This window comes from uncultured Pseudoflavonifractor sp. (assembly GCF_944387805.1).
Classification (GTDB): Bacteria; Bacillota; Clostridia; order Oscillospirales; family Oscillospiraceae; genus Pseudoflavonifractor.
In genome coordinates this window covers 14661-30046 of the sequence record NZ_CALXGI010000027.1, presented here as the reverse complement: position 1 = coordinate 30046, position 15386 = coordinate 14661, and the positions used below count along the sequence as shown (strand labels likewise).

The 15386-nt window shown below is 60.9% G+C and carries 12 protein-coding genes and 1 riboswitch; of the genes, 4 read left to right on the top strand and 8 right to left on the bottom strand.

Features of this window, described 5'->3' with window-relative positions; genetic code table 11:
* Positions 1 to 176: MerR family transcriptional regulator (locus Q0K06_RS08280; protein ID WP_294551026.1), on the bottom strand; the 176-nt coding region annotated here is incomplete at its 3' end.
* 405 nt (positions 177 to 581) lie between these two features.
* Between Q0K06_RS08280 and Q0K06_RS08275 the strand changes: the two genes are divergently transcribed.
* The 3 genes from Q0K06_RS08275 to Q0K06_RS08265 all read left to right on the top strand — a co-directional run bounded on the left by Q0K06_RS08275 (position 582) and on the right by Q0K06_RS08265 (position 5290).
* Positions 582 to 1865 carry a glycosyltransferase family 2 protein gene (locus Q0K06_RS08275; RefSeq protein ID WP_294551024.1) on the top strand — a complete coding sequence of 428 codons (1284 nt, stop codon included), beginning with the start codon at positions 582 to 584 and terminating at the stop codon, positions 1863 to 1865.
* 158 nt (positions 1866 to 2023) lie between these two features.
* Positions 2024 to 2287 carry a metal-sensing transcriptional repressor gene (locus Q0K06_RS08270; RefSeq protein ID WP_294551022.1) on the top strand — a complete coding sequence of 88 codons (264 nt, stop codon included), beginning with the start codon at positions 2024 to 2026 and terminating at the stop codon, positions 2285 to 2287.
* A 420-nt stretch (positions 2288 to 2707) separates the two neighbouring features.
* Positions 2708 to 5290, top strand: coding sequence for a heavy metal translocating P-type ATPase (locus Q0K06_RS08265; RefSeq protein WP_294551019.1), 2583 nt, complete (start codon positions 2708 to 2710; stop codon positions 5288 to 5290).
* A gap of 44 nt (positions 5291 to 5334) precedes the next feature.
* Here the strand turns inward: Q0K06_RS08265 and Q0K06_RS08260 are convergent, their stop codons facing one another.
* The 7 genes from Q0K06_RS08260 to Q0K06_RS08230 form a co-directional block, all read right to left on the bottom strand.
* On the bottom strand, positions 5335 to 6468 hold the full coding sequence (locus Q0K06_RS08260; RefSeq protein ID WP_294551017.1) for a tyrosine-type recombinase/integrase: 1134 nt from the start codon (positions 6466 to 6468) through the stop codon (positions 5335 to 5337).
* A 210-nt stretch (positions 6469 to 6678) separates the two neighbouring features.
* Positions 6679 to 8253 carry an O-antigen ligase family protein gene (locus Q0K06_RS08255; RefSeq protein WP_294551014.1) on the bottom strand — a complete coding sequence of 525 codons (1575 nt, stop codon included), beginning with the start codon at positions 8251 to 8253 and terminating at the stop codon, positions 6679 to 6681.
* Between the two features lie 48 nt (positions 8254 to 8301).
* Positions 8302 to 9405: a glycosyltransferase family 4 protein gene (locus Q0K06_RS08250; RefSeq protein ID WP_294551013.1), complete on the bottom strand. Its 1104-nt coding sequence runs from the start codon at positions 9403 to 9405 to the stop codon at positions 8302 to 8304.
* A gap of 114 nt (positions 9406 to 9519) precedes the next feature.
* Positions 9520 to 10701 carry a methionine adenosyltransferase gene (metK, locus tag Q0K06_RS08245; protein ID WP_294551011.1) on the bottom strand — a complete coding sequence of 394 codons (1182 nt, stop codon included), beginning with the start codon at positions 10699 to 10701 and terminating at the stop codon, positions 9520 to 9522.
* 91 nt (positions 10702 to 10792) lie between these two features.
* Positions 10793 to 10890: riboswitch (SAM riboswitch) on the bottom strand.
* A gap of 80 nt (positions 10891 to 10970) precedes the next feature.
* Complete coding sequence (locus Q0K06_RS08240) at positions 10971 to 12326, bottom strand: DUF2812 domain-containing protein (RefSeq protein WP_294551009.1); 1356 nt, start codon at positions 12324 to 12326, stop codon at positions 10971 to 10973.
* Positions 12283 to 12654: a helix-turn-helix transcriptional regulator gene (locus Q0K06_RS08235; RefSeq protein ID WP_294551007.1), complete on the bottom strand. Its 372-nt coding sequence runs from the start codon at positions 12652 to 12654 to the stop codon at positions 12283 to 12285. Before Q0K06_RS08235 ends, Q0K06_RS08240 begins: the two co-directional genes overlap by 44 nt.
* Positions 12655 to 12775: 121 nt before the next feature.
* Positions 12776 to 14020, bottom strand: coding sequence for an adenosylhomocysteinase (locus tag Q0K06_RS08230; protein WP_294551005.1), 1245 nt, complete (start codon positions 14018 to 14020; stop codon positions 12776 to 12778).
* A 287-nt stretch (positions 14021 to 14307) separates the two neighbouring features.
* On the opposite strand from Q0K06_RS08230, the gene Q0K06_RS08225 reads away from it, so the two are divergent.
* Positions 14308 to 15198 (top strand): rhomboid family intramembrane serine protease, encoded by an 891-nt coding sequence (locus Q0K06_RS08225; protein ID WP_294551002.1) that lies wholly within the window; start codon positions 14308 to 14310, stop codon positions 15196 to 15198.
* The last annotated feature ends 188 nt before the right edge of the window (positions 15199 to 15386 follow it).

Below are 15386 nucleotides of genomic sequence, written 5' to 3'. Positions count from 1 at the left end.
GGCATGTCCAGCTTGCGCAGGAGCTTGATCTTCTTCAGCTCTGCCACGTCGTCCTCGGTGTAGTCCCGGTAGCCGTTCTCGCTGTTCCGCCCCGGCGTAAGCAGGCCCTCCTTCTCATAGTAGCGGATGTTCCGCTTGGTAATGCCCACCCGCTCCTCTACTTCGTTGATTTTCACCGCCGTTCACCTCTCTCAGGCCTCACCATACACCTTCCACCTGGTGGAAAGTCAAGGGCGCCGGTTGAATTTTTCGCAATTCGAAGGAACTTTATTATACCATAGCCCTCCTGGTTCCGCCAGACAGCCCGCAGCCTTGGGGGAACTTTTGCCTTCCCCTCTCGTCTTACCGTATGCAGCCGCTTCCCTCTGATGCAGGACTATATTATGGAACGGCTGCTCGTCTTGTCAAGAATGTACGCGGTTTTGCCGGTTTCTATTTCGCTTTTAGGCACATCAACAGACTTTTTTAATTTTTTGTTAATATCTATGAAAAGAACTTGTAACATTTTCAAATTGTGCTAAGATAACGCAAATGGGTAGAGAAGATTTATCTTGCTAAAAAATGCTATCAGGTGAAACGTTATGAATATGATCCATTTGATAGAAAATCTGAATTTCTTCATCGCCGTCCTCTTTACAGTGCTCTATTTTTATCAGCTCATCTATCTGGGCGTGGGCCTGGTGCGCCGGAAGCATCCCCCCCGCCTGCCGGAAAACTGCAAGCTCCACCGCTATGCGGCAGTGATTTCCGCCCGCAACGAGGAAGGGGTCATTGCAGAGCTGATACAATGCTTAAAAAATCAGAATTACCCGTCCGAACTTCTGGATGTCTATGTAGTAGCGGATAATTGCACCGACGATACCGTCGGTGCGGCCCGGCGGGCCGGCGCCATTGTCTACGAGCGCCAGGACCAGCGGCTCAAGGGCAAGGGCTACGCCCTGGACTGGCTCTTCCACCGCCTGGCGGCAGAGCGCCGGGACGTGTACGACGCCTACCTCATTTTCGACGCTGACAACCTGGTGGATAAGGAGTTTGTGCGGGAGATGAACCGGGTCTTTGACACCGGTAAGTACGACGCTCTCACCTGCTACCGCAACTCCAAAAACTTCGGCGCCAACTGGATCTCCGCCGGATACTCCATCTGGTTCCTGCGGGAGGCCCGCTTCCTCAGCTATCCCCGGATGCTGCTGGGGGGCAACTGCCATGTGTCCGGCACCGGCTTTCTGGTGTCCTCCCGGGTCATCCGTGAGAACGGCGGCTGGCCCTACCACCTGCTCACGGAGGACATTGAATTCTCCGTCAGCTCGGCAGTCAAGGGCTTCCGTATCGGCTACTGCGACGCCGCCGTGGTCTACGATGAACAGCCCACAACCTTCCGCCAGTCCTGGGATCAGCGGCTGCGGTGGTCCAAGGGCTTCTATCAGGTAGACAAAAAATACGCGCTTCCCCTGCTGAAGGGCTGCGCCCGGCTGAACAAGACCAGCTGGTCCTGCTATGATATGCTGATGACCGTGGCTCCTGGCATGCTGCTCACCCTGGTGTTGTTCCTCTTCAACGCCATTATGTGCGCTGTCTGCCTGGTGGAGCCCCCCTACATTGCCCGCTATGTGATGTCTCTGTGCCTGGAGTTTATGGGTTCCTCCCTCTTCACCTTCTATATGGGATTGCTGGTCTATGGCATCATCACTGTGCTCAGTGAGTGGAAGCACATCAATGCCCCGGCCGGAAAGAAGCTCTTTTACGTTTTTCTGTTCCCCGTCTTTATGTTTACCTACATCCCCATCTCCCTGGCCGCCCTGGTGAGCCGGGTAGAGTGGAAGCCTATCTATCATTCCAGCACCAAACAGCTCAGCACTGTCCGCTGACAATGTCCGGGCCGGCACATGCCGGCCCGGTTTTTTTGTGCCCTGTTCCCTGCCGCTCCCCGAAAAATTTCCCTTGACAAATCCCCACTGCGCGAGTATGATTACATCGTAATAACACTCCCCCCCAGGGGGGTATTGAAGAAGGGAGGCGGCGCGCCATGGTGGCCGACGCAAAGACTGTAACCCGGCTGCTGAAAACCGCCCGGGGCCAGCTGGACGGTATTTTGAAAATGGTGGAAGAAAACCGCTACTGTATTGATATCTCCCAGCAGATTATGGCCACCGAGGCCATTCTCAACCGGGCCAACAAGGAGATCCTGGCCGCCCATTTGAAACACTGCGTCCAGGAAGCCGCCAGTGATGCGGAGCGGGCGGCCAAAATCAATGAGTTCACTCAGACCCTGGACCGGATTCTCAAGTAATCTCCCTGCCTCTATCTCTTACCGGAAAGTGTGGTGTTCCCTTTGAAACAGAAATTTGATGTTACCGGCATGACCTGTTCCGCTTGCTCCGTTCCCCACAGGACGTGCCGTCCTGCGGGGACCCCGTTTTCTCTATCTGCTCGGCGGAAATGAATTCCGCCGGCATCAAGATTTTGCTCCGCAAAATGCTTGGGACGCGCCACTCGGCGCGGTATGGGCGGAGCCTTTTTGGAAAGTGTGGTGTTCCCTTTGAAACAGAAATTTGACGTTACCGGCATGACCTGTTCCGCTTGCTCCGTTCCCCACAGGACGTGCCGTCCTGCGGGGGCCCCGTTTTCTCTATCTGCTCGGCGGAAATGAATTCCGCCGGCATCAAGATTTTGCTCCGCAAAATGCTTGGGACGCGCCACTCGGCGCGGTATGGGCGGAGCCTTTTTGGAAAGTGTGGTGTTCCCTTTGAAACAGAAATTTGACGTTACCGGCATGACCTGTTCCGCTTGCTCCGCCCATGTGGATAAAGCGGTGCGAAAGTTGGACGGCGTCACGGAGGTCAATGTAAACCTGCTGTCCAACTCCATGACTGTGGAGTACGACCCGGACAAGACCTCCCCCCAGGCCATTGAGGCGGCGGTGGCTGACGCCGGATACGGCGCCTCCTGTCCCCTGCCTGCCGGGAAGCAGGCCCCCGCCGCCCGGCAGGGCCCCTCCCCCATGGAAGAGGAGCTCAAGCACATGAAGCGCCGGCTTATCGTGTCCTTCATCTTTCTCATCCCTCTGTTCTATATCTCCATGGGGCACATGATGGGCTGGCCCCTGCCGCCGGTGTTCCACGGCACGGAGAACGCAATGGTCTTCGCTCTGACCCAGTTCCTGCTGCTGCTGCCCATTATGTACGTCAACGACAAATATTACAAAGTGGGCTTTAAGACCCTGTTCAAGGGCGCGCCCAATATGGACTCCCTCATCGCCATGGGCTCTGCCGCCGCCTTTGTTTACGGCGTAGCCGCCCTGTTCGCCATCGGCTGGGGCCTGGGCCACGGGAATATGGCCATGGCGGAAAAGTGGTCCATGGACCTGTACTTTGAGTCGGCGGGCACGATCCTCACCCTCATTACCCTGGGCAAGTACCTGGAGACCCGCTCCAAGGGCAAGACCAGCCAGGCCATCACCCGGCTGATGGACCTGGCGCCCAAGACAGCCTCTGTCCTGCGGGACGGGGTGGAGACCGAGGTACCGGTAGAGGATGTGGTGGCGGGCGACCTGGTCGTGGTGCGGCCCGGTGGGCGCATCCCGGTGGACGGGGTGGTGACGGAGGGCTTTTCCGCAGTGGACGAGTCCGCCCTTACCGGCGAGAGCCTGCCGGTGGACAAGGGCCCCGGGGATAAGGTGGCCGCCGCATCCATCAATAAGTCCGGCTCCTTCACCTTCAAAGCCCTCCGGGTGGGCGAGGATACCACCCTGGCCCAGATGATCCGCCTGGTGGACGAGGCATCCTCCTCCAAGGCACCCATCGCCAAGCTGGCCGACAGGGTGGCGGGCGTCTTTGTCCCCGCCGTCATCGGCATCGCCCTGGTGACTGCCGTTATCTGGCTTATCGCCACCGGCGGCAGCATCACCTCCGCCCTCACGTCTGGAGTGGCCGTTCTGGTCATCTCCTGCCCCTGCGCCCTGGGCCTGGCCACCCCGGTGGCCATCATGGTGGGTACCGGCAAGGGCGCGGAGAACGGCATCCTCATCAAGTCTGCCGAGGCCCTGGAGACCCTCCACACCATTGACACGGTGGTGCTGGACAAGACGGGCACACTCACCCAGGGCAAGCCGGTGGTCACCGACTGCCTCACCGCCGCCGACGTCACCGAGGAGGAGCTGCTGTGTGTGGCTGCCTCCCTGGAGCAGCCCTCGGAGCACCCCCTGGCCCAGGCCATCGTGGCCGAGGCCGGGGAGCGGAACATCCCCCTCGTAAGCGTAGAGGGCTTCCAGGCCGTCCATGGCCGCGGCGTCACCGCTATGCTCCACGGCGCCCCCGTGCTGGCGGGCAACCGGGCCATGATGGAGGAGTCCGGCGTGGATCTGTCCGGCTTTGACGCCTCCGCCGGTGCTCTGGCGGAGCAGGGCAAGACCCCCCTCTACTTCGCCGAAAACGGCAAGCTTCTGGGTGTGGTGGCGGTGGCCGACACCGTCAAGCCCACCAGCGCCGCCGCTGTGGCGGGCTTCAAGGCCATGGGCATCCGGGTGGTCATGCTCACCGGCGACAACCGCCGCACCGCCCAGGCGGTGGGGCAGGCTCTGGGCGTGGATGAGATTGTGGCCGAGGTGCTGCCCCAGGACAAGGAGAAGACCGTGTCCGCCCTCCAGGCCCAGGGCCGGAAGGTGGCCATGGTGGGCGACGGCATCAACGACGCCCCCGCCCTGGCCCGGGCGGATGTGGGCCTGGCCATCGGCGCGGGCACCGACGTGGCCATCGAGTCGGCGGATATCGTGCTGATGAAGAGCGACCTGATGGACGCGGTGGATGCGGTGCGGCTGTCCAAGGCCACCATCCGCAACATCAAGGAGAACCTGTTCTGGGCCTTCTTCTACAACATCATCTGCATCCCCATTGCCGCCGGCGTGCTGGTGCTCTTTGGAGGCCCTCAGCTCAACCCCATGTTCGCCGCCGCGGCCATGAGCCTCAGTTCGGTGTGCGTGGTGACCAACGCCCTGCGGCTCAGGTTCTTCAAGCCCACCCCCCGGGACACGGCTGTCCCGGAGCAAGCCAAACCCAAAGAAACCATTAAGAAAGGAACGATTACAATGGAAAAGAAGCTCGGAATTGAAGGCATGACCTGCAACCACTGCAAGGCCCACGTGGAAAAGGCCCTCTCCTCCCTGGACGGGGTCACCTCCGCTGTGGCCGACGTGGAGAACAAGTGCGCCGTGGTCACCCTGTCCCACGACGTGGCCGACGAGGTCCTCAAGAAGGCCGTGGAGGACGAGGGCTATCAGGTCACTTCCGTGTCCTGAACACTGTGCGCAAAAACTCCCCCGGGTATCCCGGGGGAGTTTTGTCATTTCAGCGCCGCCGCCACCCGATCCAGGGTGGCAGCGTGATTCTGGTCCAGCAGGTGGGTATAAATCCGCCCGGTGGTGGCGGGGGTGGAGTGGCCCAGGGCCTTTCCGATGTCGAAAAGGGGCGCCCCCTGGGCGGAGGCCACGGTGGCAAAGGTGTGCCGCAGGCCGTGAAGGGTGATCTTGGGCAGGCTGTTGCGGCGAATGAAGCGGGTGAAGGCCAGAGACACGGCGTTGGGCGAGAGGGGACGTCCCATGCGGTCCACCGCTACCAGCCCTGAGTCCTCCCACCTAGCCCCCAGGGCCAGCCGGTTCTCCGCCTGTCTGGCCCGCTCCCGGCGCAGAAGCCGCACCAGCTCGTCGCCCATGTGCAGCACCCGGTTGGAAGAGCGGTTCTTGGTCTCCTTCTGGATGATCTCCGCACCGGCGGCGGTGCGGGCGGCGCAGATATGGATTTTCCGTTGGACAAAGTCCACGCTACACCACTGGAGGCCGCAGATCTCCTCCCGCCGCAGGCCCAGCATCCCCGCCAGCCGGATGACGAGCTCCAGCCCGGTTCCCTCCGCCAGGGCATAGAGCTGCTTGAGCTCCTCGGGGCCGTAATACCCCACCTCCCGGGGCACCACCCTGGGCGGTTCCACCCGCTCGGTGGGCGAGCGGAGTATAATGTCCTGCCGCACCGCCGTGTGGAGAGCGGCGGAGAGCAGGTCGTGGTGCCGCCGGACTGTATTGGGCGACAGCCCCTTGTCCCGCATCAGCATGGCGTAGTACTCCTGCAAGTTCCGTGGCGTCAGCTTCTGCACCGGGATATCCCCCAGGGCGTCGGACAGATGGTTATCAATGATTTTCCGGTATCCATATATAGTGGTTTCCGCCCGGTTGGGCTGAATAACCTGCTCCATCCAGTACTCCAGCCACTGGTCCATGGTCAGCGCCCGGGGCGCCACCTGCCGGCGGCTCTCCAGCTCGCTCCGGAAGGTCCGCATCTCCCGCCGGGCCGCCGCCAGTGTGGAGCAGGTCTTGTACTTTTTGATCCGCTTTCCCTCCTCATCCCGGCCATAGTCCATGTAGACATAGTATATTTTCCGGACGTCATCATAGGAAATGCCGCGCTCAACTGATTTTCTTGCCATAGCTAAATTACCTCTTTTCTCGACGGAATCAGACAAAAAGCTATCATATTCCTCGAGCAGTTCCCACTGTGTGAAGTAATTTTAACCATGAAATGCACCTGTTACCCGGCTTTTTCGCAACATTCAGGAAAGAATTCCAGTATTTTTCCCTTTCGGCCGCAAAAGCGCCCAGGTCGATGGCCTGGGCGCTTTTCTGAATCATATTTTTTATTATGCTCCGGCGCGCTGTTTGGCGCGGGCGAGCTTGACGCAGGCGGCAATGACGCCGAAGAGGAAGAAATAGACGAACATATTGCGGGGATAGAACCAGGTATACTCCGCCACGCTGATGACCGAGATGCCGAAGAAGGCGCCCACGGCGGCGGCCAGGATATTTTTAATCCGGCGGTCCGTGCAGGAGTAGAAGGTCTTGACGCCGGTCTTCAGCTGGTGGAGCACCATGGCCACATAGGTCAGGGCGCCGAAGAAGCCCAACTCGCCCCACATCTGGACGTAGTTGTTGTGGGTGTGGATGGGGTAGTTGCCGTCATACATGGTGGGGTACACCTTGAACACCTGCCGCATCACGTCGGTGCCCAGGCCCACGCCCCGCAGGCCGTAGTCCTCAAGGAGGTAAGTGGTGTTGCCATAGATGGCAAAGCGGTACCGGAGAGAGCTGTCCTTCATGTTGCCGATGGTAAGAATACGGTTCATGATGCTGTCCGGCAGGAAGGGCAGTGCCAGCAGGCCCACCACGATGAAGAGGGGCAGGAAGCGCCAGTTCAGGAGCACCAGGAACACGGCCATGACAAGAACCATGGCGATCCAGCCAGTACGGAAATAGGTCAGGCCGATGGCCACCACACAAACCGCCAGGGACACCAGAGCCAGCACTCGCCCCCGCCAGCCCTTTGCATTGAGGAACAGGGCCAGCAGGAAGGGCATGAGCATAATCAGGATTTCACCGAAGTTATTGGGGTTATCGAAGAAGGAGTAGACCCGGCCGGGCATGCCCGCATTGAGGATCAGGTCCTGCTGGGAGGGCACCACCTCCACGCCAATATAGCCCTGATAGCAGCCATAGAGCGCCGATACAGTCAGGCCGCACAGAGCGACGACCAGCATCAGCTGAAGCTGCTCCACCTTCTGCACCGAGCTCACCGTCAGCACAGTGATAAGGAAGGCGATGGCGTGGAAGACAAAGAAGCGCCAGGACAGGCTGCCGGTAATGCCGCTGACCAGGCCGGAGGAGAAGTCGGTACCCAGACTGCACAGGAAGCCATAGCACACAAAGGCCATGAACAGGGTGTAGTAGGGTCCCAGTTTGTCCAGGTCCAGCCGGTGCTTGGGCCGGGCCATACAGCCGGCCAGGAAGAGCATCATCACGCCGTACATGCACAGCAGGGTGTAGGCGTTGTTCCAGTTATCGTGGTCCACCACCAGCATGAGCAGCATGGACAGCCCCAGGAACACAAAGGTAGCGCCGCCCAGGGCGGAGGCGATGCGGAAGGCGATGCTGCCGTCCCACACGTTCTTCCAGATTTTGTACAGCCACTGGACAATCATGCAGGGGATGTTGATGATAAAGGTGACGACCCGGCAGGTCAGGCTCTCCGGCCAGCCGCCGGGGATGCGGCCGTCCCGCCAGACAAAGCGCCACAGGGCGCTGCCCTCCACGCCGTGGCGGACGGCAATCTCGATCCGCCGGAGGATCTTCCCGGGCACGCTGTCCGCCCAGCCGTCATAGAGGACGGCCCACAGGGCGGCAAAAAAGCGGACCAGGGCACTGTTTTGTGCGACAGACATAGACATAGGCTCCAATCTTGTGGAAAAATTGTGACTGAGCGGCGGGACTTACCCCTTTGCCGCCTTTTCGTAGATACGGAAGGTGGCCTCCGCCATCTTGTGGACCTCAAAGCGGTCGTCCACCGCCTTGAGGGCGTTGGCCCGGCAGCGCTCCAGCAGCTCCGGCTCCTCCATCATCCGCTTGAGGGCATTGGCCATGGAGTCCGGGTTGTCGTACTCCGCCAGCAGGCCGCAGTTGGTCTGGTCGTTGACGATGTCCGGGTTGCCGGCAATGTCGGTGACTACAACGGGCAGTCCGGCGGCCATGGCCTCGATGATGAGGAAGGACAGGGCCTCGTGCCGAGAGGAGTTGACATACAGGTCGCTGGCCTTGTACAGATTCTTGATGTCCTTGCGGAAGCCGATGAACTTGACGCAGTCATCCAGCCCCAGCTCCTTGGCCTGGGCCTTCCGGTCCTCCAGCAGGGGGCCGTCGCCCGCCAGCACCAGGGTGAAGGGCACGTCGGAGATCTCCTTGAGCCGCTTCACCGACTCCAGCAGATAGTGGTGGCCCTTGTCGTCGGCAAAGCGGGAGGCGCACAGCATGACGAACCGGTCGGCCGGGATGCCCAGCTCCTGCCGCAGAGTGGACTCGCTCCGGTCTCCCGCCCAGGCGGCGGGGTCCACGGCGTTGAAGATGACGGAAATCCGGTCGCCGCTCCAGCCGTTGCGGATGAGCTGCTGCTTGCCCAGATTGCACACGGCGATCATCTGGTCCTGCCGCTTGTCCATCCACTTGTTGGACAGCCGGGTAATGGCGTTGTTCTCCAGCACAAAGTGGTTGGTGTACACCACCCGGATGTGCCTGTTGTACCCCTTGGCCAGCAGGGCGGTGTAGTGCTCCCGCAGGTAGTGGCAGTGGACCACATCGATGTTCCACTCCCGGCACAGGTCGGCCAGGCGCCTGGCCGCCTTGAAGTCAAAGCGGCTGTTCATGTCGATCTGACGGATGGGAACGCCTGCCTCCTCCATCCGCTCCACCAGCAATCCCCCTTGATTGTAGGCGAAAAAGGCCCGGATATGCTTGTGGTTGAGGTACTTCACCAGAGTCTCCACATACCGCTCCGTCCCGGCCTTGCCGGCGAAGTTGAGGAGATAGAGGACATTCAGCACGTCAATCGGCCTCCTGTTTTCAGCATGAGATAGGGGCAGACGCATGGCGTCTGCCCCTATAGTTTACCGTAAAGTTCTGCCTTTGTCTACGCTTTTCTTCCCGTTCCGGGGGTTTTACAGCGCGGCCTTCAGGGCCTCGGTCATGTCAGTGCGCTCCCAGGGCAGATCCACGTCGGTGCGGCCGAAGTGGCCGTAGGCTGCGGTCTGGCGGTAGATGGGACGGCGCAGGTCCAGCTTGCGGATGATGGCGGTGGGCCGCAGGTCAAAGACCTTGCTGACGGCGGCGGACAGGGCCTCGTCGGAGACAGTGCCGGTGCCGAAGGTGTCGATGAGGACGGACACGGGGTGGGCAACGCCGATGGCGTAGGCCAGCTCGATCTGGCACTTCTTGGCCAGGCCGGCGGCCACCACGTTCTTGGCCACGTAGCGGGCCATGTAGGCGGCGGAGCGGTCCACCTTGGTGGGGTCCTTGCCGGAGAAGGCGCCGCCGCCGTGGGGGGCGCTGCCGCCGTAGGTATCCACAATGATCTTGCGGCCGGTCAGGCCGGAATCGCCCTGGGGGCCGCCCACCACAAAGCGGCCGGTGGGGTTCACATAGTACTTGGTGTTCTCGTCCAGCAGGTTGGCGGGGATGGTGGGCTTGATGACCAGCTCCACCATGTCCTTGCGGATCTGGTCCAGGGACACGTCGGCGCTGTGCTGGGTGGAGATGACCACGGTGTCCACCCGGACGGGCACGCCGTTCTCATCGTACTCCACGGTGACCTGGCTCTTGCCGTCGGGCCGCAGGTAGTGCACCAGGCCCTGCTTGCGGACCTGAGCCAGGCGGTAGGCCAGCTTGTGGGCCAGGGAGATGGCCAGAGGCATCAGCTCGGGGGTCTCGTCGCAGGCGTAGCCGAACATCATGCCCTGGTCGCCGGCGCCGTTCTCCAGCTCGGCGTCCGCGCCGCCCTCCTTGGCCTCCAGGGACTTGTCCACGCCCATGGCAATGTCGGGGGACTGCTCGTCAATGGAGGTGAGGACCGCGCAGGTGTCGCAGTCAAAGCCGTACTTGGCCCGGTCATAGCCGATCTCCCGGATGACCTGGCGGGCGATGTGGGGGATGTCCACATAGCAGTGGGTGGAGATCTCGCCCATCACATGGACCAGGCCGGTGGTGACGGTGGTCTCACAGGCCACCCGGGCCTGGGGGTCTTTCTCCAGAATAGCGTCCAGAACCGCGTCGGAGATCTGGTCGCAGATCTTATCGGGATGTCCCTCCGTAACAGACTCGGAGGTAAAGAAACGGTGTGCCATAGTAACATTCTTCCTTTCTGTGTTTGCCGCGGGGATGAGACAGGAACAAAAAAGCGCTCCGCTGTCCGGCGGAGCGCATGGAGTCAGTCCATCCTCATCTTTCGATTCTCTCGCCGGATTTGGCACCTTGCGACACGCGCAGGTTGCCGGGCTTCATCGGGCCGTTCCCTCCACCGCTCTTGATAAGGCGTATTCACTTTTGCGAAATGTATTGTAGCAGATTTTCCCCGTTTGTCAACGGCTTTCTTGCCTCCAAATTCACACTTTCCCTAAATTGTCCCACCAAAGAGCTTTTCCGAGGCGGTTTTTGTCTGCTCCGGCGTCAAAAAATCGTCGGCCATGAGCCACACAATCCGGCTGCCCCGGCAGGCCAGATAGTAGGGCCAGGGACCTTCGTCGTCCCATACCTGCCACACCTCGGCATTCCAGGCCGGGTCGTTGAGGGGACGGAAATGCCCCCCTGTCAGGCGGCCGTATTCATTGTCGTAGCGGTCCAGATAGCCGTCCAGGCACAGGTCGAAGAGGGCGGGCAGATACACGTCGGACACCTCATATTCCAGCATGGGCAGCCTGCTCCCCGGCTCCCCTCTCTGCTGTGCCGCGCCATAGGACACCAGCGGCGAGCTCCGGCTCTCCCAGGTATAGATAAACTCCTCGCTCGCCGGAGTCCCCAGGTCCTCCAGCACCAGGGGCATTCTGTCCCGGCCGTCTGTCTGGCGCTCCGCCGTTCCGCCGGAGCGGACGATGTAGTGGATCACCGCCACCGGGACGGTGACGGCAAACAGCAGGCTCAGCGCCGCTGTGACAGCCACGGTGATGTTCCGGTTTTTTCTGCCCGGTACTCCCCGCCGCTTCATGCCGTTTTTCATGCCCGCCGTCACCGCCATAATGATTACAAGCCCCGTAAAACACAGGAGGAACACCCGGACCGCGCCTGAGAGGAAAAGAGAGAGGAGCGCGGGCACAATGGCGGCCAGGCCCGACCCGCACACCGCCGCCGTCAGCCACCGGAACCACCGCTCTGTTCCCTCCAGCCGCCCTCCAGTCTCTGCCGCTCTGCGGGCCCGGAGATACCAAGACAAATAGCCGCCGATGGTCAGCAGGGCACTCAGGCCAATCAGGAGCCAGGCCAGCACCAGCAGCAGCGGGGTCCACTGGGACAGCTCTCCCACCGGGTCCCGGAGTATGCTCCTAATCTGGAAAAACAGCTGGAACACCGCCAGCAGAAGCAGCAGCAAATTGGAGGGCATGTAGCTGCGCAGCATGACGCGGTGGATGACCCGCACCCTGGCCGCCTCGTCGGTCTCGATGGGGACGGGGTTTTCCCGGGCGGCGGAAAAAATCTGCATCCGGTCCCACTCGGTCACCAGATCCCAGCCCGCCTCCCGGCAGTAGTCGTAAAACTCCTCCTGGCTGTCGGTGGGATAGGGGTTGTACTCCGACGCCTCGGGGAAATAGGTCACAGCGTAATGCACTGCGGCAGGCTCCGCCCTGCCATAGCGCCAGGCCAGAGCGCCGATCTTCTCCAGCCGCCAGCCCTTTGCCGCCATCTTCTCCAGATGCCGGGCAATGCCTTCGCCGTCATAGTACAGGAACTGCTCCGGCCTGTATTTCAAGTTCCCCATGGCCGCCCTCCTCTCCCTCGCTCAGCCGGTACTGCCGGTAGTCCGCCGCCTGCCGCTCCAGCCGCTCATACTCCGCCGCCAGCGCCGCCCGGCCTGCCGGCGTGATGAGGTAGCTCCGCCTGCGACCCTCCACCTTGGTCTCCCGGATCATGCCCGCCCTGGCGAACTCCTCCAGCAGGTTGTACAGGGTGCCCGGCCCTACCGCTACCCGGCCCTGGGTCATGTCCGCCACCCGCTCCATCACGTCCATGCCGCAGCACTCGGTCTGGAGACTGAGCAGAATATAGAACATCTGCTCCGTCAGGGTGCGGAATTTTTCCCGTGCCATGATTCCACCTCCATATATCGAATATCGTTATTCTTTCTGCTCTCATTGTATTATCGATGTTCGATATTGTCAAGCAAAAAATCCCCGCCGCCGGTTTTCCGGAGGCGGGGAAACAAAGTGCTCAGGCCTTCCAGCCGTTGAGGTACTCCACCTGCTCGGGGGTCAGGGTGTCGATGGACAGGCCCAGGGCGGCCAGCTTCACCCGGCCGATCTGGTCGTCAATCTCATCGGGCACGTTGTAGACCTTCTTCTCCAGGCCGTCCCGATGCTTGGCCAGCCACTCCAGCGCCAAGGCCTGAACGGCGAAAGACATGTCCATGATCTCGGCGGGGTGGCCGTTTCCGGCGGCCAGGTTCACCAGGCGGCCCTCGCCGATGACGTTGAGCACACGGCCGTCGGGCAGGGTGAAGCCCTCGATGTTGTCCCGGCGCAGCTCCCGCTTCACCGCCATCCCGGCCAGACCCGCCACATCCACCTCGCAGTCAAAGTGTCCGGCGTTGGTAAGCAGGGCGTTGTGCTTCATAACGGCGAAGTGGGCGGGGGTGATCACGTCCCTGCATCCGGTGACGGTGACAAACACGTCGCCAATCCTGGCGGCCTCGTCCATCTTCATCACCCGGAAGCCCTGCATGGTGGCGTCCAGTGCCTTGAAGGGGTCCACCTCGCAGACCACCACGTCGGCGCCCATGCCCTTGGCCCTCATGGCCACGCCCTTGCCGCACCAGCCGTAGCCGGCCACCACCACGGTCTTGCCCGCCACGATGAGGTTGGTGGTGTGCATGATGGCGTCCCACACGGACTGGCCGGTGCCGTACTTGTTGTCATAGTAGTGCTTGGCCTTGGCGTCGTTGACCGCCATCATGGGGCAGGGCAGGATGCCCTCCCGCTCCCGGGCCCGCAGGCGCAGGATGCCGGTGGTGGTCTCCTCGCAGCCGCCGATGAGGTTCTCCGCCAGGTCGGAGCGCCTGCCGCCCAGCAGGTGGACCAGGTCGCCGCCGTCGTCCACAATCAGGTGGGGCTTGTGGGACAGGGCCTGGACCAGATGGTCCTCGTACTCCTCCGCCGTGGCGCCGTGGACGCCGAAGGTCTCCACGCCCAGGCTGGCCAGGCCGGCGGCCACGTCGTCCTGGGTGGACAGGGGGTTGGAGCCGGTGAGCCGCACCTCAGCGCCGCCCTTGGCCAGCACCAGGCCCAGGTTGGCGGTCTTGGCCTCCAGGTGGACGGACACGGTCACCCGCAGCCCGGCAAAGGGCTTCTCCTTCTCAAAGCGGGCCTCAATGCCGCTGAGGGCGGGCATAAAATCCCGTACCCACTGGATCTTTCTGCGGCCGGACTCGGCCAGGGACATATCTTTTACCACGCTCATGGCGTATGCCTCCTCAAGGTGTGTTTTGTCGGTTTTTTCAGTTTAACATACTTTTTCTCTTTGCGGAAGAATGTTCACAGATTTTTTATCGTCCGCCTTCCGCGGACGATAAAAAATGTCCATATGGCGCGTTCTGCCGCGCCATGGACTTGAAATCACAGCCCACGGCCACACCGTGGCCGTATGGGCGTAAAAAAATAGCGCCCTGCGCTATTTTTTTATTTACTTTGCTAAGAAAAACGGGTAAAATGATGCACAGCACAATTTGATTGTTAGGAGGACTTGCCTTGCACTCCATTGACAGCTGGTTTGACCGCTTTTGCCGGAAGCATCCCAGGCTGGCCATCCCCAACCTGATGATGTACATTGTCATCGGTACCGCCATTGTCTACATTCTGGACCAGTTCGGTCCATTCCCCGTCTCCAATTACCTGGTCTTCGATCTCTACCATATCATCCACGGCCAGGTGTGGCGGCTTATCACCTTTATCTTCATCCCCCTGAACGACAATCCCTTCTGGCTCATTCTCTCACTGTACATGTACTGGTGGATCGGCAGCGCGGTGGAGCGGGAGTGGGGCAGCGCCAAGTTCACCGTGTTCTACGGCACCGGCGTGCTGATGAATATCCTGTCCAGTCTGATTCTGTCTCTGTTTCTGGGCGGCTTCACCACCTCTATCCCCATCCTGTACGGCGCGGACTACCTGAATATGTCCCTTTTCTTCTCCATGGCTACCCTGTTCCCCGACCTGACCATCCTGCTCCTCTTTGTCATCCCCCTGAAGGCCAAGTGGCTGGCCTGGGTTGATGCGGCCTTCTTCCTCTTCGGCATCGGCAAGGGCCTGGTGTATACCGTGATGTACGGGCCCATCATGCTGGTGATGGTTATCCCGCCCATTGTTGCCATCCTCAACTATGTCCTCTTCTTCTGGTCGGACATTACGGAGTTCTGTGCGCGCACCTTCCGCCGTGCCAAACACCAGACCTCCCGCCAGACCATCAACTTCAAGCAGGCCACCCGCCACGCCCAGCAGCAGAAGGGGTATATCCACAAGTGCGCCGTCTGCGGCAAGACCGACACCGACTACCCCGACGAGGAGTTCCGCTACTGCTCCAAGTGCAACGGCTACTACTGCTACTGCTCCGAGCATATCCACAACCATGTCCATATCCAGTGATTTTCTGGGGCCGGAGGCTTTGGTCTCCGGCTCCGCCGCTCCGGGACAAATGTCCGGCCTGCGAAAATTTCCTCTTGACAAATGGCGCTTCGGCTCCTATACTTACGCTATCAGTTGAGAACGAAGGTGTTCCGACCCCAATGGGCGGAGCATCTTCTTTTTTATTTTCGGCCAATGGCGGCAGGTGT